Below are 21,104 nucleotides of genomic sequence, written 5' to 3'. Positions count from 1 at the left end.
TGGTGTACCGCTGATCAACGACCACTCTGATGACGCTCACGCGGATGGTGTGCTCTGCGCAGCGAAATAAAGGAGGAGCGAAGCGGGGGACATTCGCGGAGCAGAGCACACCGTCGGCGTGGGCGTCGCCCTGAACAGCAGCAGTCTTCGAACCAACCACAACGCAAAGAACAGAAAAGCAAGGTTCCATCCTATCCAGACGGCCAAGCCCCGTGCCCTGTGACAGGCGGCATAAAAAAAGCCCCGACGAGCGGGGCTTTGTTCAGGCGCCTTGATATTCAGGCTTGGGGCCGAGTGACGCGGCCAGTTCCTTGCGGTAGCGGTTCAGCTCCTGAACCGTCTTGAAACTGCGGTTCATCAGCAGGCTCAGGTTGTGCAGGATTCGCTCGCCCACCTTCGACTCCCAGACCGCGTCGAACTTGATCTGCTTGTCCAGCCAGTGCTCCAGCCAGTCAGGGTCGGGCATGCGGCTCTGGATCGTGTCGTTCGGGAACAGCGCCTTGTTCACGTGCAGGTTCGTCGGATGCAACGCCTGGGCCGTGCGGCGCGCGCTGGCCATCAGCACGCCGACCTTCGTGAACGCGGCACGGGCCTCGTCGCCGAACTTTTCCATCGCGCGCTTCATGTAGCGCAGGTAGGCGCCGCCGTGGCGGGCTTCGTCCTGGCTCAGCGTCGTGTAGATGTGCTTGATGACCGGCTCGGTGTGCCACTGGGCGGCACGGCGATACCAGTGGTTCAGGCGGATTTCGCCGCAGAAATGCAGCATCAGGGTCTCGAGCGGCGGGGCCGGGTCGAAATCGAAGCGCACTTCGTGCAGTTCCTGCTCGGTGGGCGCGTGCTTCGGGCTGAAGCGCTTCAGGTACTCCATCAGTACCAGCGAGTGCTTCTGCTCTTCAAAGAACCAGATCGACATGAAAGCCGAAAAATCGCTATCGTGGCGGTTGTCGCGCAGGAACATCTCGGTGGCCGGCAACGCCGCCCACTCGGTGATGGCATTCATCTTGATGGTCTGCGCTTGCTCTTCCGTCAGCAAAGAAGCGTCGAACGACTGCCAGGGAATGTCCTTGTCCATGTCCCAGCGGACGGATTCGAGTTGTCTGAAGAGTTCCGGATAGAGCATCGATGTCTTTCTATGGCCGCCGATTTTAGTCGGCCCGTTTGGCGCGACCATGACAGACGCGCGATGATGCGAATACGCGCGCCGTTGCGGCACGGATGCACACCCCCCTTTTTGAACCAGGAGTCCGCCATGCGAACCCTCACCCGATTGTCGATGCTCTTTCGCTGTGTTCCGGCTTTCTCCCTCGTGGCGGGCCTGTTTGGCGCCCTGCCGGCCAGCGCCCAGAACACCCCCGCGACACCCGCTCCGGCAGAGGCCGCCGGGTGTCCGGCCATCCTGCAACACACCTTCCCGCGGCTGCAGGATGAAAAGCCCCAGACTCTGTGCCAGTACTCCGGCAAAGTGGTTCTGGTGGTCAATACGGCCAGTTTTTGCGGTTTTACGCCGCAATACAAGGGCCTGGAAGCGCTGGACATGAAATACCGCGCCCGCGGCCTCGTGGTGCTGGGCTTCCCGTCGAACGACTTCTCCCAGGAATCGGGCTCCAACAAGGAAATTGCCGACTTCTGCGAAAGCACCTTCGGCGTGAAATTCCCCATGTTCGCCAAGTCGTCGGTGCGCGGCACCGACGCCAACCCGCTGTTCAAGCAACTGGCGCAAGCCTCCGGCACCACGCCGAAATGGAACTTCTACAAGTACCTGATCGGCCGTGACGGCAAGGTCGTGCAGGCGTGGTCGAGCATGACTGCACCCGACGAAAACGGCTTCGTGAACGTCATCGAGAAGCAGCTCGGGACAAATTGAGACTGAGCAGTTCACAAAAATACGGATCGGTAATATTATTTACCGATGCGTCCAGACCTTCGTAAACCCACAGAAACAAACGTTTACCTTTTCAGAGGGAACCGTGCTGCGGAGGTCGCGCTCCTAACTTGCGTGGGCAGTAGCTGCCCAGCAGTTTTCATGTTGCGAGGTCTTCCGGGCGCTTGCCGTTCGGTCGAAATCCCGAGGCGATTCTTCTCCTCCTCCCTCCCTCCCTCCTTCGCGTCGGGGCGCCTCGCAGCATTTTTATATTCCCGCCGGGCGGGGGTTTCGCGATGACGCAGCCCCCACGCATCGCCGTCATCGGCGCCGGCATCTCGGGACTGGCCGCCGCGCATTCGCTGCGCGACACGGCCCATGTGACCCTCTTCGAAGCCAGTGACTACTTCGGTGGCCACGCCCATACGGCAACGATCAAACTCCCGCGCTCCGCCACCGACGCCACGCGCGTCGCCCATGGCGTCGACACCGGCTTCCTGGTCTACAACGACCGCACCTACCCAAACCTGATCCGCCTTTTCTCGGAGCTGGGCGTCGACACCGCCCTGTCGGAGATGTCGTTCTCGGTCCAGGCCACGCGCGACGACGGCGGCGGCCCGCTCGAGTGGAGCGGCAACAACCTCGGCACCGTGTTCGCCCAGCGGCGCAACCTGCTCGACGGCCGCTTCCTGGGCATGCTGCGCGACCTGCTGCGCTTCAACCGGCTGACCACGCGCATTGCCCAGGCCGGCACCGAAGGCGAACTGGCCCAGCCACTGGGCGAGTTCCTCGACGCTCACCGCTTCGGCGCGGCATTCCGCGACTGGTACTTCCTGCCGATGATGGGCTGCATCTGGAGCTGCTCGACCACGCAGATGCTGGCGTTCCCGGTCGCGACCATGATCCGTTTCTGCCACAACCACGGCCTGATCCAGATCGCCAACCGGCCGCAGTGGCGCACGGTGCGCGGCGGCTCGCGCCACTATGTGGAGAAGATCGTCGCGGGCCTGGCCGACAAGCGCCTGAACACGCCGGTCCGCCGCATCGTCCGCACCGCCGACGGCAGCGGCGGCGTGCATGTGAGCACCGACAGCGGCGGCACCGAGCACTTCGACCATGTGGTGCTGGCCACCCATTCCGACCAGTCGCTCGCCATGCTCGGCGACGCCAGCCCGGCCGAGGCCGCGGTGCTGGGCGCGATCCGCTACCAGGCGAACCACGCCGTGCTCCACACCGACGCCACCGTGCTGCCGCAACGCCGCTCGGCCTGGGCCGCCTGGAACTACGAACGCGCGGCAGCCGGCGAGCGCGAATCGGGCCGCGTCTGCCTGCACTACCTGCTGAACAAGCTGCAACCGCTGCCCTGGGAACAACCGGTCGTCGTTTCGTTGAATCCGGTGCGCGAGATCCAGCGTAGTCAGGTCATGGCCGAATACGACTACGACCACCCGGTGCTCGACCTTGCCGCGATCCGCGCGCAGGCCGAGGTGCCCGCCTTGCAAGGCCAGCGCAACACCTGGTTCGCGGGCGCGTGGATGGGCTATGGCTTCCACGAAGACGGCCTGAAGGCCGGCCTGGCCGTTGCCCAGGGCCTGCGCACCCGCATCGCCAGGCAGGACGCGGGCATCGACGGGATCGACGCAATCGACGCCATGGCAAGGGCCCTGGTATGAACCCGCAACAGGCGTTGGCGCTGCCGCTGATGGGCTTCGGCGAAGTCCGCCACACGCGCCTTCGCCCGGCCCGCAACGCCTTCGTCTACCCGACCTACTTCCTGATGCTGCCGATGCGCACCCTGCGCGCGCAGGGCAGCGACCGGCTGGCGTTCAACCGCCGGGCCGCGCTGTCGTTCTTCGACATCGACCACGGCGATGGGCGCACGCCCGACAACGGCGGCGCGCTGGCCTGGCTCGACGAACTGCTGGCCGCCCACCAGATCCACGACGCCGACGGCGAGGCCTGGCTGCACTGCTACCCGCGCGTGTTCGGCTACACCTTCAAGCCCGTGAGCTTCTGGTATTGCCACACGGCGGAAGGCGTGCTGCGGGCCATCGTGGTCGAGGTCAACAACACCTTCGGCGAGCGCCACTGCTACCTGCTGGACCGGCCCGTGTACGGCGCGGAACTGCGCGCCACCAAGGTCTTTCATGTCTCGCCGTTCTGCCAGGTCAGCGGCAGCTACCGCTTTCGCTTCTTCGTTGATGCCGGGCTCGCGTACACCGTGGCGCGCATCGACCACGACGACGACGACGGCCCGCTGCTGCAGACCAGCGTGAGCGGCGAACTCGCCCCGATGACGGCCGCCAGCGTGCGGCGCGCCCTGTGGCGCTATCCCGCCATGACCTTCGGGCTGATCGCGCGCATTCATTGGCAGGCCGCCAGGCTGTGGCTCAAGCGCGTGCCTTTCGTCGCCAAGCCGGCGCCGCCCACCCACTTCGTTTCACGCGACAACCAGCAGCAGGCGAATTCATGAACTCAACCACCACCGCCTCCCGTTTTTCGCTGCCGCAAGACGCGCCCGGCGCCGCGCGCACGGTGCTCGACCTGCTGCAGCGGCTGGCCTACGGCTCGCTCACGGTGCGCCTGCCCGACGACTCGGTGCGGCATTTCGGCGCCACGCCGGGCAGCGGCCCCACGGCCTCGCTCACGCTGCGCAACTGGAACGTCTGCAAGGCCGCGCTGAAGTCGGGCGACATCGGCTTTGCCGAAAGCTACATCGCGGGCGACTGGACCACGCCCAACCTCACCGAGCTGATCAAGGTGTTCATTGCCAATCGCCGCGCCATCGAGGACGTGGTGTACGGCAGCTGGTTCGGCCGCCTGCTCTACCGCGTGCGGCACGTCATGAACCGCAACAGCAAGACCGGCAGCTCGCGCAACATCCACGCGCACTACGACCTGGGCAACGCGTTCTACAAGCTCTGGCTCGACGAGACGATGAACTATTCGTCGGCCTGGTTCGAGGGCAGGTTCGACAGGCCGATGCCCGAGGCGCAACGCGCCAAGGTGCGCCGCGCGCTCGAGCTGGCGGCCGTGAAGCCCGGCGACCGGGTGCTGGAGATCGGCTGCGGCTGGGGCGCGCTGGCCGAAATGGCGGCCTTCGATTTCGGCGCCTCGGTGACCGGCGTCACGCTCTCGACCGAGCAACTGGCCTTTGCCCGGCAACGCACCGCGGGCCTTGCAGCCGACCTGCGGCTGCAGGACTACCGCGACATCGATGACGCCCCGTTCGACGCCATCTGCTCCATCGAGATGGTGGAGGCCGTGGGCCGCGAATACTGGTCGACCTACTTCGCCAGCGTGAGCCGCCTGCTCAAGCCGGGCGGCCGCGCCTGCGTGCAGAGCATCGTCATCGACGACCAGCTGTTCGACCGCTACATCGACTCAACCGACTTCATCCAGCAGTACATTTTTCCGGGCGGCTGCCTGCCGTGCCCGCGCGAGTTCCGCCGCGAGGCCGAGGCCGCGGGGCTGGAAGTGGTGGACGAATTCGCGTTCGGCGCCGACTACGCCGAGACACTGCGGCGCTGGCGCGAGAGCTTCCTGGGGCAGCGCGGCCACATCCTGCAGCTGGGCTTCGACGAGCGCTTCATGCGCATCTGGGAGTTCTACCTTGCCTACTGCGAGGCCGCGTTCTCGCAGGCCAACATCGACGTGGTCCAGTACACGCTGCGCAAGCGATAAATAGACAGACAGATCGCGCGGCCCTTCGTGTCGTCCTCCTTCGGCCCTCTCGACGGCTTGCGCTACGGACTGCTCGGGCTGCCGCTCGCCTTCGTCGCGCTGCCGCTCTACGTGCTGCTGCCCAACCACTACGCGCGTGCCTTCGGCGTGCCGCTGGCAACGCTGGGCGCGGTGCTGCTCGGCGCGCGCCTGCTCGATGCGCTGATCGATCCGCTGCTCGGGAGGCTCGGCGACCGGCTGCACGCGCGTTCGCCACAAGCGGTGCTGGGCGCGGGCGCCATCGCGGCGGCGGTGCTGCTGCTCGGCTTCGGCCTGCTGTTCTTTCCGCAACTGCTGGTCGACCCAACGCGGCACGGCGCGCTGCTCGCGGCGGCGGCCGTGCTGCTGGCCGTGACCTATGCGGGCTACAGCATGCTCAGCATCTCGCACCAGTCGTGGGGCGCGATGCTGGGCGGCGACGCCTTGCAGCGCGGCCGCATCGTGGGCTGGCGCGAAGGCATGGGGCTGCTGGGCGTGGTGCTCGCGTCGGTGGTGCCGACACTGGCCGGGCTGCCCGCGATGGTCGGGTTGTTCGGCCTGCTGCTGGCCATCGGGTGGATGTTCTGGACGCGGGCGCCACGGCCGGTGCGCGCCCATGCCGGAGCCGGTGCCACAGTCACCATCGCGCCGCATGCGGCGGTTGACCTGCGGCTGCCTTTGCGCCGACCGGCGTTTCGCCGCCTGCTGGCGGTGTTCGTGCTCAACGGCATCGCGAGCGCGGTGCCGGCAACGCTGGTGCTGTTCTTCGTGCAAGACCGCCTGCGCGCGTCCGCCGCGTTGGAGCCGGCGTTCCTGGGGCTGTACTTCGTCGTGGCGGCGGCGTCGATTCCGGCGTGGCTGCGCATCGTGCGCCGCTGGGGACTGGCGCGCAGCTGGCTGGGCGGCATGTGCATGTCGGTCGCGGTGTTCGCATGGGCCGGCGCCATGGGCGCGGGCGACGCGGTGCCGTTCCTGGTGGTGTGCGCGCTGTCGGGCTTTGCGATCGGCTCCGACCTGGTGCTGCCGGGCGCCCTGCTGGCCGGGATCATTGCCGAAGCCGGCGACCAGCCATATGCCGGCGCCTACTTCGGCTGGTGGAATTTCGCGACCAAGCTGAACCTGGCGGTGGCCGCGGGCCTGGCCCTGCCGCTGCTCGGGCTGGCGGGCTACGTGCCCGGCGCGCGCGAACCGGGGGCGCTGCAGGCGCTGTCGCTGGCCTACTGCCTGTTGCCTTGCGTGCTCAAGGTGATCGCGGGCGTGTCGCTCTGGGTGCTGGTGATACGGCCGGCGTCCGGTGCTGCATCGCCAGCGCCTGTTCCAAAGGCGGTGCCGTGAAGCCGTTCAATCCGCCGCTGGCCGACTGGCACGGCAAGACGGCATGGATCGTCGGCGCGTCATCGGGCATCGGCCGCGCGACGGTGCTGGCGCTGCTCGCGCGTGGCGCGCGGGTCGCGGTGTCGGCGCGCAACCGCGAGGCGCTTGAAGAACTCGCGGCGATGCACAACGACACCGGCCGGCCACCGAGCGTGATCGTGCTGCCGCTCGACGTGCGCGACGCCGCCGCGGTGGCCGAGGCGCATGCGCGGCTGCAAGCCATCGTGGGGCGGATCGACTTCGTGCTCTACAACGTCGCCACCTACGACGCGATGCGCGCCGACGCATTCGCACTCGATGCGATGCTGGCGCACCAGCAGATCAACTACGTGGGGGCCCTGCATGTGCTGGCGGCGGTGCTGCCCGACTTCGTGGCCCGTGGCGCGGGCCATGTCTCGATCACGGGCAGCGTGGCCGGTTTTCGCGGGCTCCCGCAAAGCCTGGCCTACGGCCCGACCAAGGCGGCGCTGACGAACCTGGCCGAGGTGCTGTACATCGACCTGCACGCGCGCGGCATCGGCGTCAGCCTGGTCCAGCCGGGGTTCGTGCAGACGCTGCTGACGGCAAAGAACGACTTCAGGATGCCGGCGCTGATCACGCCCGCCGAAGCCGCCGAGGCCATGCTCGACGGCTGGCGCCGCGGCGCCTTCGAGATTCACTTTCCGCGCCGCTTCACCTTCTGGATGAAGCTGATGCGGCTGCTGCCGTACCGGCTCTACTTTCCGGCGGTGGCGCGCTTCACGGGCTTGTGAAACGAAGCGACAAGAAAGAAAAGAACGGTTTTTTCGTGGGACACCGCGGAACCGGCTTTGCCGGGCCGCTGGTGTTGCCCCCGGCGAGGGGGTTGGCGTAGCGACACGAAGTGCGCGAAGCCTGGGGGAGAGTCAAGGTTTTGTGTCGATGAAGCTGGGGCGCAGCATCAGCTTGTCGTACAGCTTGGCGAGGTTGCTGTAGTCGGCGCGCCAGTCGATCTCGGGGAAGCGCAGGTTCAGCCAGCCCAGCGTGCAGCCGACAGCGATGTCCGACAAGCTCAGGTGAATACCGCTGCAGAAAGGCTTGTCGCCCAGGCCCTTGGCCATGGCGGCAACGCCGTCCTCGACCTTGGTGCGCTGACGTTCGATCCAGGCCGCGCTGCGCTCGCCGTCGGCACGGCCGGTCCAGGTGGCCTCGAGGCGCCAGAGCACGCCGGCGTCCATGACGCCATCGGCCAGCGCTTCCCAGGTCTTGACCTCGGCGCGTTCGCGGCTTTGCTGCGGAATGAGCTTGCCGACCGGCGACAGGGTGTCCAGGTATTCGACGATCACGCGCGAGTCGAACATCGCCTCGCCGCCTTCCATGATCAGGCAGGGCACCTTGCCGAGCGGGTTGGAACTGGCGATGGTGGTGTCGGCAGCCCAGACATCTTCGATCACGAACTGGTAATCGAGCCGTTTTTCGGCCAGCACCACGCGCACCTTGCGCACATAAGGGCTGGCGGCCGATCCGATCAGTTTCATGAAGGCTCTCTCCCTTTGCTTTGATGACATTTGTTCATAATCATTTTAGGTGAACGGGAAAACCAGCGGTCCGAATCCACCCCAATGTGTCGGGGCCGCCCCACGGACCGCCGGCCGCCTAAAATTCGGGCATGAGCTTTTCCACCGTTTCCGCCCTTTCCCCCCTTGACGGTCGCTACGCGACCAAACTCGCGGCGTTGCGCCCGCTGATGAGCGAACAGGGCTATATGCACCGGCGCGTGCAGGTCGAAGTGGCGTGGTTCATTGCGCTGTCGGACTGCGGCTTCGCTGAATTCAAGCCCCTGACGGGCGGCGCCCGCAAGTACCTGCTGGGGCTGGTGGCGCATTTCTCCGAGGCCGACGCACTGGCCATCAAGGAAATCGAAAAGACCACCAACCACGACGTGAAGGCGGTCGAGTACTGGATCAAGTCCAAGTTCGAAGCCCGGCCCGAGCTGCTGGCCGCCGCTGAATTCGTGCACTTTGCCTGCACCAGCGAAGACATCAACAACACCAGCCACGCGCTGCAGATCCAGGCGGCCCGCGACAAGGTGGTGCTTCCCGCCATCGACGGCCTGATCGCCAAGCTGCGCGAAATGGCGCACCAGTTCGCCGGCGTGTCGATGCTCTCGCGCACGCACGGCCAGACGGCCAGCCCGACCACCGTGGGCAAGGAAATCGCCAACGTGGCGGTGCGCCTGTCGAAGGCCCGCGCGCAGATTGCCTCGGTGCAACTGCTGGGCAAGATGAACGGCGCAGTGGGCAACTACAACGCCCACCTGGCCGCGTGGCCCGACTTCGACTGGGAAGCCTTCAGCCGCAAGGTGATCGAAACGCCGGCACCGCTGGGCCTGGGCCTGAGCTTCCAGCCGTACAGCATCCAGATCGAGCCGCACGACTACATGGCCGAGCTGTTCGATGCCGTGGCGCGCGCCGACACCATCCTGATCGATTTTTCGCGCGACATCTGGGGCTACGTGAGCCTGGGCTACTTCAAGCAGCGCCTGAAGAAGGGCGAGATCGGCTCGTCGACCATGCCGCACAAGGTCAACCCGATCGATTTCGAGAACGCCGAAGGCAACCTGGGCCTGGCCAACGCGGTGCTGCGCCACCTGAGCGAAAAGCTGCCCATCAGCCGCTGGCAGCGCGACCTGACCGACAGCACGGTGCTGCGCAACATCGGCGTGGCCTTCGGCTACGCCACGCTGGCCTATGCGAGCCTGGCCACCGGCCTGGGCAAGCTGGAACTGAACGAAGAAGCGCTGGCCGAAGACCTCGACGCTTCGTGGGAAGTGCTGGCCGAACCGATCCAGACCGTGATGCGCCGCTTCGGCGTGCAGGGCGCCTACGAGCAGTTGAAGGAAGTGACGCGCGGCAAGACGGTCACGGCCGAGGCGCTGCACGGACTGATTCGCTCGCTGGCCATCCCGGAAGAGGAAAAAGCTCGCCTTCTGGCCATAACGCCCGCCAGCTACGTGGGCAAGGCAGCGGAACTCGCCAGTAGAATTTAAGCTTTCGTGTACCGATACACCAGCCGCCCCAGGGCGGCTGTTTTGCCGTATCGGCACCACATTTCCAGCCAACGCACCCCGGTGCGCCAGCCAACAACCGTGATGGGACTCGCCGTCCCCGTTGTTCATGCTGCGCGCTCCGCTGAGACGTCTCTGGCTGAAGATCCACCGCTGGATCGGGCTCACCCTCGGCCCCATCCTGGCCCTTACCGCGCTGCTCGGCGCGGTGCTGGTGGTGGCCCTGCCGATCGACCGCCAGGTTCATTCCAACCTCTTCGTCGCGCGCACCCCGGGTGACACGATCGCGGCCACGGCCGCACTGCCGCTCGAACCGCTGCGCCAGCGCATCGTGGCCGAGTTCGGCGCCGACACCAACTTCACGCTGCGCCCGCCGCACCATGCCGACGAAACACTCTGGGTGCTGGTGCGCGGCAAGTGGGACGGCACGCTGTACCTCGATCCCGCCACCGGCGCCGAGCAGGGCCGGCGCGGCACCGACGAGGGGTTCTACAACTTCTCCTACAAGCTGCACAACAGCCTGCTGCTGGGCAGCGACGGCAAGGCGATCCTGGCCTTCGTGGCGCTGGCCTACCTGTTCCTGTTGGTGACGGGCCTGGTGCTGTGGTGGCCCACGCGCTGGCCGCCGTCGCTGCGCATCGTGCTGAACCGGGGCTTGCTGCGCGGCCTGTTCGACCTGCACCGCACCGGCGGCGCGGTGCTCGGCCTGCTGATCGCAGTGTCGGTGGCCACGGGCGCCTACATGGCGTGGCGGCCGCTGGGCGACTTCATCTCCACCGCCATGGGGCAGCAGCCGGTCAAGCCGCCGACGATCGCCAAGGGCAGCGTCAATGGCAATGGCCCGCGCCTGCCGCTGGACGAACTCGTGGCGCGGGCCCAGGCGGTCTTCCCGGGCCAGCCGATCGGCTACGCGATGGTGCCCGGCAAGGCCGACCGGCCGATGCGCGTGCGCTTCCGCCTGGCGGACGACCCGCACCCCAACGGCATCAGTTCCGTATGGCTGAACCCGGTGAGCGGCGAGGTGCTGGCCGTGCGCAAGTGGCAGGACCTGGACGCCGGCAACGGCGTGGTGGCGGTGATCTTTCCGCTGCACACGGGCGAGCTGGGCGGCGTGGCCCACCAGATCGTCACCGCGCTGCTCGGCCTGGCGCTCGGCGGCCTGGGCTTCAGCGGCATCTGGCTCTGGTGGCGTCGGCGCGCCATGGCTGCGGCAGCGCGCGGCAACGCGCTGTCCAGCAGCACGACGTCCTGAAGAAAAACACCGGCGCGCCGCGCCACCCAGTCATCGTTTCCATATCCGGAGGAGTTCCCCTTGTTCCCGCACAAACGTACCGCCATTGCGATGGCACTGCTGCCCCTGAGCCTGCAGAGCTTTGCCGCCGACGGCGCGCCCGGCACCGAACCATCGAAGTCGCTGGAGGCCATCACCGTCACCGGTGACTGGCTCGGCACGCCCAGCGAAACCAAGGTGCTCGAGCACCCCGGCGCGCGCAGCATCATCGAGCGCAAGCAGATCCAGGAAAGCGGCTCGGCCAGCGTGCGCGACGTGCTGCGGCAGGTACCGGGCGTGCAGGTGCAGGAGAGCAACGGCACCGGCGGCAGCGACATCTCGCTGAACGTGGGCGTGCGCGGCCTGACCTCGCGGCTGTCGCCGCGCTCGACCATCCTGCTGGACGGCGTGCCGCTGGCCTATGCGCCCTACGGCCAGCCGCAGCTGTCGCTGGCGCCGGTGTCGCTCGGCAGCCTGGAGGCGGTCGACGTGGTGCGTGGCGCGGGCTCGGTGCGCTATGGCCCGCAGAACGTGGGCGGCATCATCAACTTCGTGACGCGCTCCATTCCCAAGCAGTTCGCGGGCGAAGTGGGCGTGGGCGTCGAAAGCGCCAGCCATGGCGGCGGCACCAAGACCACGCCCAGCCTGTTCATCGGCGGCACCAACGAGAACGGCCTGGGGCTGGCGCTGCTGTACTCGGGCACGCATGGCAAAGGCTTTCGCCAGGACAACGACCGCACCAGCATCGACGACCTGATGCTCAAGGGCGCCTACCGGCTGTCGAACACCGACGACATCGCGGTCACGCTGCATCACTTCGAAGGCAGCGGACGCATGCCGGGCGGGTTGACCACCAGCCAGTTCGCGGCCAACCCGTTCCAGTCGGACCGCCCCTTCGACGAGTTCACCGGCCGCCGCACCGACGGCTCGATCAAGTACACGCACAACGACGGCGTGAACAAGTTCGAGATGCTGACCTACTACACGGACTCGTTCCGCGGCAGCCACCTGGAGCAGGAAGGCACCGGCGCCAACGCCGGCAAGCGGCGCCTGACCAGCGCGCCGCGCAACTACAAGACCTATGCCTTCGAGCCGCGCTACTCGCGCCTGATCGACTCCGGCAGCGTGGTGCAGGAAGTCAGCGTCGGCTTCCGCTACCTCAAGGAAGATGCCTCCGAGGTGGCAACACGCAGCGCCTACTACACGCCGCGCCCGGGCTTCGATGCCTACGGCCTGGCCAACCCCGCCTACCAGACCAGCAAGGGCGGCACGACCGCGCACGCGTTCTACATCGACGACCGCATCGACTTCGGCAACTGGACGATCACGCCAGGCGTGCGCTACGAATCCTTCCGCACGCACAACGACGTGTTCACCGTGGCGAACAGCCGCATCACCAACGCGATCTATCCGAAGATCGACTCCAACGAAGTGCTGCCGACGCTGTCGGTGCTCTATCGCATGAGCGAGCGCTGGTCGGTGTTCGCCAACGCCGGCGTGTCGTTCGGCCCGCAGCAGTACGCCCAGCTCGCGCAGTCCACCACCAGCCTGCACCCCGAGAAGGCCAAGACCTACGAGGTCGGCACGCACTACAAGGGCGAGGCCTGGAGCGGCGAGCTGACGCTGTTCAACATCAACTTCGACAAGGAGCTGCAACTGGCGCGCTCCATCACCGGCGACGTCGGCCAGTGGACCGACCTGGGCGCCACTAGGCACCGCGGCCTGGAGTCGGCCCTGCGCTACGACCTGGGCAACCTGAGCGAATCGCTCAAGGGGCTGTCGGTGTCGGGCACCTACACGTACACGCAGGCCACCTCGAAGGCCGGCAACTTCGCCGGCCGCGACCTGCCGTTCTATTCGCGCCAGGTGGCAACGCTCGGTGCGCGCTACGAGCGCGGGCCGTGGACGCTGAATGCCGACCTCTACGCGCAATCGAAGCAGCGTTCGCCGGGTTCGCCGGACGACGGCACCAGATACGTCACGCTCGAAGACGCGACCGGCCGGCTCGGCAACATTCCGGGCTACACCACCATGAACCTGCGCGCCGCGTACGACTTCGGCCCGTCGATGAGCCACCTGAAGCTGGCCATCGGCATCAAGAACCTGTTCGACCGCCGCTACTACAACCGCTCGGTGGACAACAACGGCGGCAAATACGTGGGGCAGCCGCGCACGCTGTACGCGCAAGCCTCGGTGGCGTTCTGAGCCCGCGGTTGCGCGCGCATACACTCGCGCACCCATGGCCCTCAAATCCACCATCTTCAAGGTCACCCTCGCGGTGGCCGACATCGACCACGGCTACTACGCCGACCATGCGCTGACCCTGGCGCGCCACCCGAGCGAAACCGACGAGCGGATGATGATCCGGCTCGTGGCGCTCGCGCTCAACGCGCACCAGCTGCAGGACATCTGCCAGGGCGACGGCACGCTGGCCTTCGGCGCCGGCCTGTCGAACGTCGACGAGCCCGACGTCTGGCTGCGCGACTTCACGGGCGAGATCAAGATCTGGATCGAGGTCGGCCAGCCCGAGGACAAGCCCATCATCAAGGCCTGCGGCAAGGCCGACGAAGTGATCGTCTATTGCTTCAACCACGCCGCCGAGATCTGGTGGCGCGGCATCGAGAACAAGCTCACGCGGCCGCAAAACCTGAAGGTCTACCGCGTGCCGACCGACGCCTCGCAGGCCCTGGCCGCGCTGGCGCAGCGCAGCATGCAGCTGCAGGCGACCATTCAGGAAAACACGCTGACGCTGGGCGACGGCACGAACAGCATCGACATCGAACTGCTGCGCTGGAAATAGGGCACCCCCCAGGCTACGCAGCCGGCATCATTTCGCCGCACTGCCAGCACTGCTCGAAGCCGCCTTCGACCTGCTCCCCGCACACGCATTGCCAGCTGCGCTGGGGGCGGTGCTGCACGGCGTGCAGCAGCTCTTTCGCCCGGTCGAACTGGGTGTCGTCGTCGATCCAGATTTCGGGCAGGCACTGGTCGGGCGGCAGCTGGCCCATCACGGCGCCGAGAAACTCGCGCTGCACGGTGGCATCGACGCCCTCCTCGCGCAGGGCGTGCACCCACAGCGTCGCTATCGCGAGATTCGGGGCCTGGGCAAGGCGGCGCATGCGGTGGTGGTGGCGTTGCCTGCGTTCAGGGCGTGTCGTCGGGGCCGAGCGGCTCGGCCGGGTCGTCGGGCCATTGCGGCGGCTCGGCTTCGCGGGCGCGCTCGGCATAGCGGTTGAAGCGCCAGGCCGAGTCTTCCATGGTGATGCGGCGCCACGTGGCGCGCTTCTCGACCGGCGTCATGGCCGGCCAGAACTGGACCTCGTCGAAACTGCGGCCGCAGCCCTTGCATTCGTCGTCGCCCTGGCTGGTGGAACAGATGGCAATGCACGGCGTGTCCGGCGTGCTCTCGTACCAGGCCATCCAGGCGGCCCAGGCCTTGGGCGGGAAGCCGACCTCGTCGACCTCGTCCTCGTGATGAAAAACCATGAGCGCGTAGACCTCGGCCAGCGCGCGCAATTCGGGTCCGAGCGTGACCCCGTCGGGCGAGGGGGTTCTCTCGCGCCAGTGATTGATGGCGGCCTCGATGTCGGTGATGTGTATGGCGGCCATGAAGAGTGGAAAAAGCAGCGAGCGGCGATCATAGTCCGCCAATTCCCCGCGATCTCAAAGGGCCATGGGTGCTACAAATAACGGAGCGCCATTCGCCCTGTTCATGCGCGTTTCGAAGCATTTCCTTTTAAATCGGTGAAAACTTTCGGTTGCCACGCCGAGGCCTTCGATGCTCTAATTCCGCCCACGAAGGGGAGTAGCTCCCGACCGCTGCCCCAGGCAGCGCGAATCGCCAGGTCGTCAATACGAAGCAAAACACTTCCGGCCTGTCGGACAACACACGCGCACTGGTGCGCGCGCGCTGTCGAGCAAGACCTTCGATTTGAACCTGTGCAGGTTTGGTCGAAGCGTTCGCGAGTCCCCGGTTCCATCCGGATTCCTCATTCCCTCGCTTTCGACCAGCCCCGTGCGGGATGAATCGAAACGCATCGGAATGCGCCTGCCCGTCATCGTCCAACCCAGGAGAGACAGGCGGAGCGCAAAGACAAAGAGGAATTTATGGAATTGTTCATGGCCCCGGAGTTCTGGGTCGCTGTCGGTCAGATCATCATGATCGACATCCTGCTCGGTGGCGACAACGCCGTCGTGATCGCGCTGGCCTGCCGCAAGCTGCCGCCCGCACAACGCACCAAGGGCATTCTTTGGGGCACCGCCGGCGCCATCATCCTGCGCGTCATATTGATCTTCTTCGCGCTGACGCTGCTGGCCATTCCGTTCCTGAAGCTGGTCGGTGCCATCCTGCTGGTGTGGATCGGCATCAAGCTGCTGGCCCCCGAGCATGACGACGCGCACGGCAACATCACCGGCAGTGACAAGCTGTGGGGCGCCGTCAAGACCGTGATCATTGCCGACCTGGTGATGAGCGTGGACAACGTGATCGCCATTGCCGGCGCCGCCCAAGGCGCGGGCGAAGGCCACCAGATGCCGCTCGTGATCTTCGGCCTGCTCGTGAGCATCCCGATCATCGTCTGGGGCAGCCAGCTGGTCATCAAGCTGATGGACCGCTTCCCCATGATCATCACGGCCGGCGGCATGCTGCTGGGCTGGATCGCAGGCACGATGGCCGTGTCGGACCCGGCGCTCGCGAACACCGCGGCCTGGACCTGGGTGCCGAAGGTGCCGCAGACCGATGTGATCAAGTACGCAGCCGGTATCGGCGGTGCGCTGCTGGTGCTGGTCATTGGCAAGTGGGTCGCCATGCGGCAGGCCCGCAACAAGGCGGCAACGCCTGCCGCGAGCCACTGAGCGATATTTTCTCGGGACCCGCAGGAATTTCCCCGTCTCTGCCACTCTAACTATCTGAAGGAGCACTCATGGAAAAGATCATTCTTTATGTCGACGACATCACCTACGCCTGTGAACAGTTCGCCGAACTCGCACCCGACGCGAACAGCGTCGTGGCGCGCCATTGGGTGCTCGTGGCCTGCGCGCCGCGCATGACGCATCGCATCAGCAAGTGGGTGAGCCACAGCGCCCGCGAAAACTGGCGCGCCAAGTGGTTCAGCAAGGTGCAGGCACAGATGCTGCCGCTGCTGGAGCGCAACGGTGGCCAGGTGACGCCGGTGCTGGCCAAGGGCCCGCTGGCCGAGCTGACGCTGCAACTGAAGCGCGAGCATTCGGCCACCCACGTGGTCGATGCGCGCCGCCCGAAGATCGGCGTCGACCTCGAGCCCGTGACGCCCGACCAGAAGCCCGCGCACCAGACCGGCTGGGCCTTTCCCGGCGCCGTGATGGGCATGGGTGCGCTGCTGGTGCTGGCGAACGAGCTGGCCGAGTAAGCGGCAAGAGACACGGCCCGGACAGACAGGCGACACGCAACGCCTTTCCGTATCCCCGACGAGCCCCGGCGCGGCAACGCTCCGGGGCTCGTTGTTTGTGGGGCTCTGGGGTATCCTGCGCCGCATGCGCATCATCATCAAATGGCTGCTCAGCGCTGTCGCGCTGCTCGCGGTCGCCTATCTCTACAGCGGCGTCCAGGTCAACAGCTTCGGCTCCGCGCTGATCGCGGCCGCGGTGATCGGCCTGCTCAACATGATCGTGCGGCCGATCCTCGTCGTGCTGACGCTGCCGGTCACCATCGTCACGCTCGGGCTGTTCCTGTTCGTGATCAATGCACTGCTGTTCTGGGCTGCTTCAGGGCTGCTCAGCGGGTTTCACGTCAACGGCTTCCTGGCCGCACTGCTGGGCTCGCTGATCTACTCGCTGCTGGGGCTGCTCATCGAATCCGCACTGGGCGGGCTTCTTTCGCGACGCTGAGCCGTCGCTACTTCAGCGGCGGCTCTTCGGCCTGCTGCTTCACCAGCACGTCCACCGCCCGCGCGCGGGTGTCGACGATCGATGCCTCGTAGTGGTCGATCGGCTTTCCCGGTTGCCGCATCAGCTCCTGCGCCGCCTTGAAACGGTCGCGGGCCGCCGGGTAGTCGAGGATCGCCACATTGGCTTCGGCATCGGCGCGCACCGCGTGCACCGTGTCGTTCTGGGCGCCGTACAGATTGGCCAGCGTGCGCCACGCCGTCGCATCACGCGGATTCACCGCCACCCAGTCGCGCAGCACCGGAATCATCGGCGCGGGCTGGCGCATCGCCGTCGCGGCCTCGGCCGAGAGCATCATCTCTGGCCGCTCCTTCGACTTGGCATCCAGCAGCGTGGCCGCCTTGGGCGCCGCGCCCGCCGCCAGCTCGATCTCGGCGCTCAGCCAGCGCGCCAGCTTCGCCGCCGGCGCGTTGTCCGCCGTGCGCGCCGACAGCCGCTCGGCCAGCGCGCGCGCCGTCTTGTAGTCGCGCATTTCCTTGGCCGAGAGCGCGGCGGCGTAGAGCGTGCCGGCCTGTTGCGCCGGCGAGGTTTTCGCGAACTCGCCGCTCGACGCCGAATCGACCCAGAGCCGCAGCACATCGACACCGGGCCGCGTCAGCACGCGGGCACGCGAAGCGATCATCGCGTGGTCCATTTCCAGCGGGAGCTGTGGTGCCACGTCCATGCGGAACTGGAAGCGGCCCTGCATGTCCGAGATGCGCTCGGTCGTCAGCGGATGGCTGCGCAGGTACGGGTACGAGCCGTTGTCGTTCAGGCGCGAGGCGTACTGCAGCTTCTCGAACATCGCGGCCGCGCCTTGCGGCGCAAAGCCCGCCTGCGTCATCACGCCGAAGCCGATGCGGTCGGCCTCGCGCTCCATGTCGCGCGAGAAGTTCAGCTGGTTCTGTGCGAACAGCGCCTGGCTGCCCATGATCACCGCCTGGCCGGCGTCGCCGCTGCGGCTTTTGCTCGCCGCGATCATCCCGAGAATCAGGCCCGCCAGCATCAGCGGCATCTGCTTGCCCTGCTTGTCCATGATCCGCGCGATGTGGCGCTGCGTGACGTGCGACAGCTCGTGCCCCAGCACCGTTGCCAGTTCGTCGCGGCTGCCGACCACGGCCACCAGGCCGAGGTTCAGCCCCAGGTAGCCGCCCGGCAACGCGAAGGCATTGATGTTGCGGTCGCGCCCGAGAAGAATCGTCCAGGCGAAGCGCTCGTCGAGCTCGGGTGTCAGTTCGCCGCGCGCGCGGGCCGCCGTCAGCAGCCGCTGCCAGATCTCCTGGACGTAGGCGGCGATCACCGGGTCGTCGACATAGTCTGTGTCGCGGTACAACTCGCGGGCGATCTGGTCGCCCAGATGGCGCTCGGCACTCGCCGTCATCTCGCCGCCGTCGCCCATGCCCGGCAGGATCTGCTGCATCTGGGCCAGCGCGGGCACTGGCAGCAGCGCCTGGGACGCTATCAAGAAAGTAGCGCACAACGACCGCAGGGTGGACACAAGCGGCCTTTTTGGGTGGAGTTCAGGAGTCAAGCGCGGCATTCCTCGTCTGTGGCTCGGGCTCGTATGATGCACCTCATAACCGAACGTTCACCCATGAACTCGTCTCCTCTTCCTTCTTCCTCTTCTTCTGCCCTTACCCACTTCGACGCTCAGGGCCAGGCCCACATGGTCGATGTCGCCGGTAAGCCCGCTACCCACCGCGTCGCCGTGGCCACGGGGCGCATCGAGATGCAGCCGGCAACGCTGGCGCTGATCGAATCAGGGACGGCGAAGAAGGGCGATGTGCTGGGGATCGCGCGGATTGCCGGTATCCAGGCGGCCAAGAAGACAAGCGACCTGATTCCGCTGTGCCATCCGCTGGCGCTGACGCGGGTCGCCGTGGCTTTTGCGTTGGCCGAGGGCGGGGAGGTGCCGCAAGTGGCGTGCACCGCGACAGTCGAGACCGTGGGGCCGACAGGCGTGGAGATGGAGGCGCTGACGGCAGTGCAGGTGGCGCTGCTCACCATCTACGACATGTGCAAGGCGGTGGACCGGGGGATGCGGATCACCGATGTGCATGTGTTGGAGAAGCATGGGGGGAAGTCGGGGAGTTGGGTGGCGGAGTGAGTGCGCTCCTCCGTCGCCTCGACTGGCCGATCATTTGACTGCTACGGCAGCGGCGCGTTGCCCGGCTTGTCGTTCAGCCATCGGGTGAATTCTGCGGGGAACGCGATCCTGAAACGCTCCGCTTGGGTTCGGGCCTCGTCTTCGCGCCCCGACAGCTCGGCGCTTTCGATCAGCTTGATGATGACGCGCGGCTCGGGCGAGAAATGCAATGTGCGTTCTGCAAGGGCGTGCATTCTGGCTGCATTTGCTGGCGTCACTGTGGTCAGTGTCAGCTCGGCAAAGGCTACCTGCCGCGCGAAAAGCCAGGAACCTTTCGCCTTGGCGAGGGTGTCGTCTTCGTACATCGGCAAGCGTTCGGCACGAGGCAGATAGATCTGGCTGATGCGAATGTAGTCCCAGCTTGCATAGCCGACGATGGCGATCAGGCCGGCCGCGATGAAAGGGCCTCGTACACGGGTATTCAACCACCCAGGGACGGCGTATGTGGATCTGGACGGCCACAGGATGCCGAGGCACAGCCCGAACACCAACTGGAATGGCCCGTACCACAGCGGGTATTCGAGCAAGCTGTGCAGGATGCTCGCGCCGAGCATGCCCCACGCCATGAGGCGTGTCGGATCACGTTCGCGCCAAGGCTGTGCGGCGATCACCATCCACACGAACCCACCGCAGATCAGCACCGCGGCGGGCACGCCCAATTCGACGGCGAGATGGAGAGGGAGGTTGTGAGCGTTGTCGAGAATTTCGGCAAATCGCGGGCCCAAGTACAGCGTGCTGTAGTGCGCAAAGCTCAGTTCACCCCAGCCCCATCCGGTCCAAGGACGCTCTGAAATCAAGGCCAACACGTTGCGCCACAGAATGAGCCGGCTGTGATCGTCTGACGCACCAGTCTGCAGGCGCTGGAGCATGCCTTCTACCCCGCCTCCCGCAAGACGAGGCAGGACCAACGCCATGGCGAAGTAGAGCGGGATCATGGCGAGCAGCACATGAGGCGGCGGCAGGCTCGGCCGAGAAATTTCAGCGTCGAATACGCAACGGCGCTCGCGCCGCGCGACGACGCTTGCCACACCCACGATCAACAACAGTTGCAGCAAGCCCGTCCGGGAAGTCGATGCCGCCAAGGCGGCCAGAAGCAGCACGCCCGCCAGCATCAGCCCGCACCGCATGCGAGGCGATGCACGGACGGCGTAAAGCCACAGCGCGGCAACGAGCGCCATGCTGATCAGCGTGGCGAACTGATTGCGTTGGCGGAGGTTGCCGTAAGCCTGGCCGAGGGCAGGTGAGGTAGTCCAAGGAACAAGCCATTCGGCAAGGCCGTAGTACTGAAGCAGCCCAAGGACAGCGCTCAGGAGACCGGCAATCAAGATGCCGCAGGGCAGCGCCAACACGGCAGTAGGCCCGCTGACCGCAATGCTCGATCCAACGCAGGCCATAGCCGCCATGCCGGCTATGGCCATGCAAGTCGGAAGCCATGCCGTAGAAACGCTGCTCGCGCCGGACAACGCAACGATGGCTGCACCCAATGTCAGCCAGACCGACAAGCCATGCGCCGGAATAGTCTTCGGGCCTATGAGGAAGAGGGTGGCAAGACAAGTCCAGGCGACAAGCAACTGCCACACGTTGACGGATGGGCCCGCCACGAAGGGACACAAGAATGGCAGCGCGATCAGTCCTGCACGAACTACGAGATTCGCAGGTTCAGCCGGAGCCTTTTGAGCACGGGCAAGAGTGTCAGCGATCATCCGCCGGCATTGTGCCCCCTGTCGGAACTCAAGCGCAGGCGCTGTCAATCACGGCACCAGTGCCGGGAATTTCGCAGGTTCTGCCGACCCGTGCCATAGCAGGCAGAACCGCGTGCATCAGG

Annotated in this window: 20 protein-coding genes; 14 read left to right on the top strand and 6 right to left on the bottom strand. The window is 66.2% G+C overall.

Annotated features, from left to right (window positions below; genetic code table 11):
- Positions 1–262: 262 nt before the first annotated feature.
- Positions 263–1,120, bottom strand: a complete 858-nt coding sequence (locus DBV14_RS03440; RefSeq protein ID WP_124457798.1) for a ferritin-like domain-containing protein — start codon at positions 1,118–1,120, stop codon at positions 263–265.
- Positions 1,121–1,249: 129 nt separating this feature from the next.
- On the opposite strand from DBV14_RS03440, the gene DBV14_RS03435 reads away from it, so the two are divergent.
- The 6 genes from DBV14_RS03435 to DBV14_RS03410 all read left to right on the top strand — a co-directional run bounded on the left by DBV14_RS03435 (position 1,250) and on the right by DBV14_RS03410 (position 7,689).
- Positions 1,250–1,864: a glutathione peroxidase gene (locus DBV14_RS03435; protein WP_124457797.1), complete on the top strand. Its 615-nt coding sequence runs from the start codon at positions 1,250–1,252 to the stop codon at positions 1,862–1,864.
- Positions 1,865–2,157: 293 nt separating this feature from the next.
- Entirely contained in the window at positions 2,158–3,534 is a 1,377-nt protein-coding gene (locus tag DBV14_RS03430; RefSeq protein ID WP_124457796.1) for an NAD(P)/FAD-dependent oxidoreductase, read from the top strand.
- The gene (locus DBV14_RS03425; protein WP_124457795.1) at positions 3,531–4,334 is read left to right on the top strand and encodes a DUF1365 domain-containing protein; all 804 of its coding nucleotides are present in this window, start codon (positions 3,531–3,533) and stop codon (positions 4,332–4,334) included. Before DBV14_RS03430 ends, DBV14_RS03425 begins: the two co-directional genes overlap by 4 nt.
- Entirely contained in the window at positions 4,331–5,545 is a 1,215-nt protein-coding gene (locus tag DBV14_RS03420) for a cyclopropane-fatty-acyl-phospholipid synthase family protein (RefSeq protein WP_124457794.1), read from the top strand. Before DBV14_RS03425 ends, DBV14_RS03420 begins: the two co-directional genes overlap by 4 nt.
- A 27-nt stretch (positions 5,546–5,572) precedes the next feature.
- Positions 5,573–6,898: an MFS transporter gene (locus DBV14_RS03415; RefSeq protein WP_124457793.1), complete on the top strand. Its 1,326-nt coding sequence runs from the start codon at positions 5,573–5,575 to the stop codon at positions 6,896–6,898.
- Positions 6,895–7,689: an SDR family NAD(P)-dependent oxidoreductase gene (locus tag DBV14_RS03410; protein ID WP_124457792.1), complete on the top strand. Its 795-nt coding sequence runs from the start codon at positions 6,895–6,897 to the stop codon at positions 7,687–7,689. The genes DBV14_RS03415 and DBV14_RS03410 overlap by 4 nt, the downstream gene beginning before the upstream one ends.
- A 132-nt stretch (positions 7,690–7,821) precedes the next feature.
- On the opposite strand, the gene DBV14_RS03400 is transcribed toward DBV14_RS03410, so the two are convergent.
- Complete coding sequence (locus DBV14_RS03400) at positions 7,822–8,433, bottom strand: glutathione S-transferase N-terminal domain-containing protein (protein WP_124457791.1); 612 nt, start codon at positions 8,431–8,433, stop codon at positions 7,822–7,824.
- Positions 8,434–8,564: 131 nt separating this feature from the next.
- Between DBV14_RS03400 and purB the strand changes: the two genes are divergently transcribed.
- The 4 genes from purB (at position 8,565) to DBV14_RS03380 (ending at position 14,032) form a co-directional block, all read left to right on the top strand.
- Entirely contained in the window at positions 8,565–9,944 is a 1,380-nt protein-coding gene (gene purB / locus DBV14_RS03395; protein WP_124457790.1) for an adenylosuccinate lyase, read from the top strand.
- A 127-nt stretch (positions 9,945–10,071) separates the two neighbouring features.
- Entirely contained in the window at positions 10,072–11,214 is a 1,143-nt protein-coding gene (locus DBV14_RS03390) for a PepSY domain-containing protein (protein WP_124457789.1), read from the top strand.
- Between the two features lie 90 nt (positions 11,215–11,304).
- Complete coding sequence (locus tag DBV14_RS03385) at positions 11,305–13,437, top strand: TonB-dependent siderophore receptor (protein WP_185545913.1); 2,133 nt, start codon at positions 11,305–11,307, stop codon at positions 13,435–13,437.
- Positions 13,438–13,471: 34 nt separating this feature from the next.
- A complete protein-coding gene (locus DBV14_RS03380) occupies positions 13,472–14,032 on the top strand; it encodes a YaeQ family protein (protein WP_124457787.1) in 561 nt (186 codons plus the stop codon).
- Positions 14,033–14,045: 13 nt separating this feature from the next.
- Here the strand turns inward: DBV14_RS03380 and DBV14_RS03375 are convergent, their stop codons facing one another.
- Positions 14,046–14,351 (bottom strand): DUF2007 domain-containing protein, encoded by a 306-nt coding sequence (locus tag DBV14_RS03375; protein WP_124457786.1) that lies wholly within the window; start codon positions 14,349–14,351, stop codon positions 14,046–14,048.
- Positions 14,352–14,376: 25 nt separating this feature from the next.
- Positions 14,377–14,841 carry a DUF3717 domain-containing protein gene (locus DBV14_RS03370; RefSeq protein ID WP_124457785.1) on the bottom strand — a complete coding sequence of 155 codons (465 nt, stop codon included), beginning with the start codon at positions 14,839–14,841 and terminating at the stop codon, positions 14,377–14,379.
- Between the two features lie 498 nt (positions 14,842–15,339).
- On the opposite strand from DBV14_RS03370, the gene DBV14_RS03365 reads away from it, so the two are divergent.
- The 3 genes from DBV14_RS03365 (at position 15,340) to DBV14_RS03355 (ending at position 17,097) form a co-directional block, all read left to right on the top strand.
- Positions 15,340–16,086 carry a TerC family protein gene (locus DBV14_RS03365; protein ID WP_124457784.1) on the top strand — a complete coding sequence of 249 codons (747 nt, stop codon included), beginning with the start codon at positions 15,340–15,342 and terminating at the stop codon, positions 16,084–16,086.
- 68 nt (positions 16,087–16,154) lie between these two features.
- A complete protein-coding gene (locus DBV14_RS03360) occupies positions 16,155–16,619 on the top strand; it encodes a hypothetical protein (RefSeq protein WP_124457783.1) in 465 nt (154 codons plus the stop codon).
- Between the two features lie 124 nt (positions 16,620–16,743).
- A complete protein-coding gene (locus DBV14_RS03355) occupies positions 16,744–17,097 on the top strand; it encodes a phage holin family protein (RefSeq protein ID WP_124457782.1) in 354 nt (117 codons plus the stop codon).
- Between the two features lie 7 nt (positions 17,098–17,104).
- Here the strand turns inward: DBV14_RS03355 and DBV14_RS03350 are convergent, their stop codons facing one another.
- Positions 17,105–18,673: a M48 family metalloprotease gene (locus tag DBV14_RS03350; RefSeq protein WP_124457781.1), complete on the bottom strand. Its 1,569-nt coding sequence runs from the start codon at positions 18,671–18,673 to the stop codon at positions 17,105–17,107.
- A 54-nt stretch (positions 18,674–18,727) separates the two neighbouring features.
- Here DBV14_RS03350 and moaC point away from each other — a divergent pair, with 54 nt between their 5' ends.
- Positions 18,728–19,240 carry a cyclic pyranopterin monophosphate synthase MoaC gene (moaC, locus tag DBV14_RS03345; RefSeq protein WP_124457780.1) on the top strand — a complete coding sequence of 171 codons (513 nt, stop codon included), beginning with the start codon at positions 18,728–18,730 and terminating at the stop codon, positions 19,238–19,240.
- A gap of 41 nt (positions 19,241–19,281) precedes the next feature.
- On the opposite strand, the gene DBV14_RS03340 is transcribed toward moaC, so the two are convergent.
- The gene (locus DBV14_RS03340) at positions 19,282–20,982 is read right to left on the bottom strand and encodes a Wzy polymerase domain-containing protein (protein ID WP_124457779.1); all 1,701 of its coding nucleotides are present in this window, start codon (positions 20,980–20,982) and stop codon (positions 19,282–19,284) included.
- Positions 20,983–21,104 lie beyond the last annotated feature (122 nt).

This window comes from Variovorax sp. KBW07 (assembly GCF_003852515.1).
Taxonomy (GTDB): domain Bacteria; phylum Pseudomonadota; class Gammaproteobacteria; order Burkholderiales; family Burkholderiaceae_C; genus Variovorax.
The sequence above is the reverse complement of the archived record's forward strand: the minus strand, read 5'-3'. Positions and strand labels throughout refer to the sequence as shown.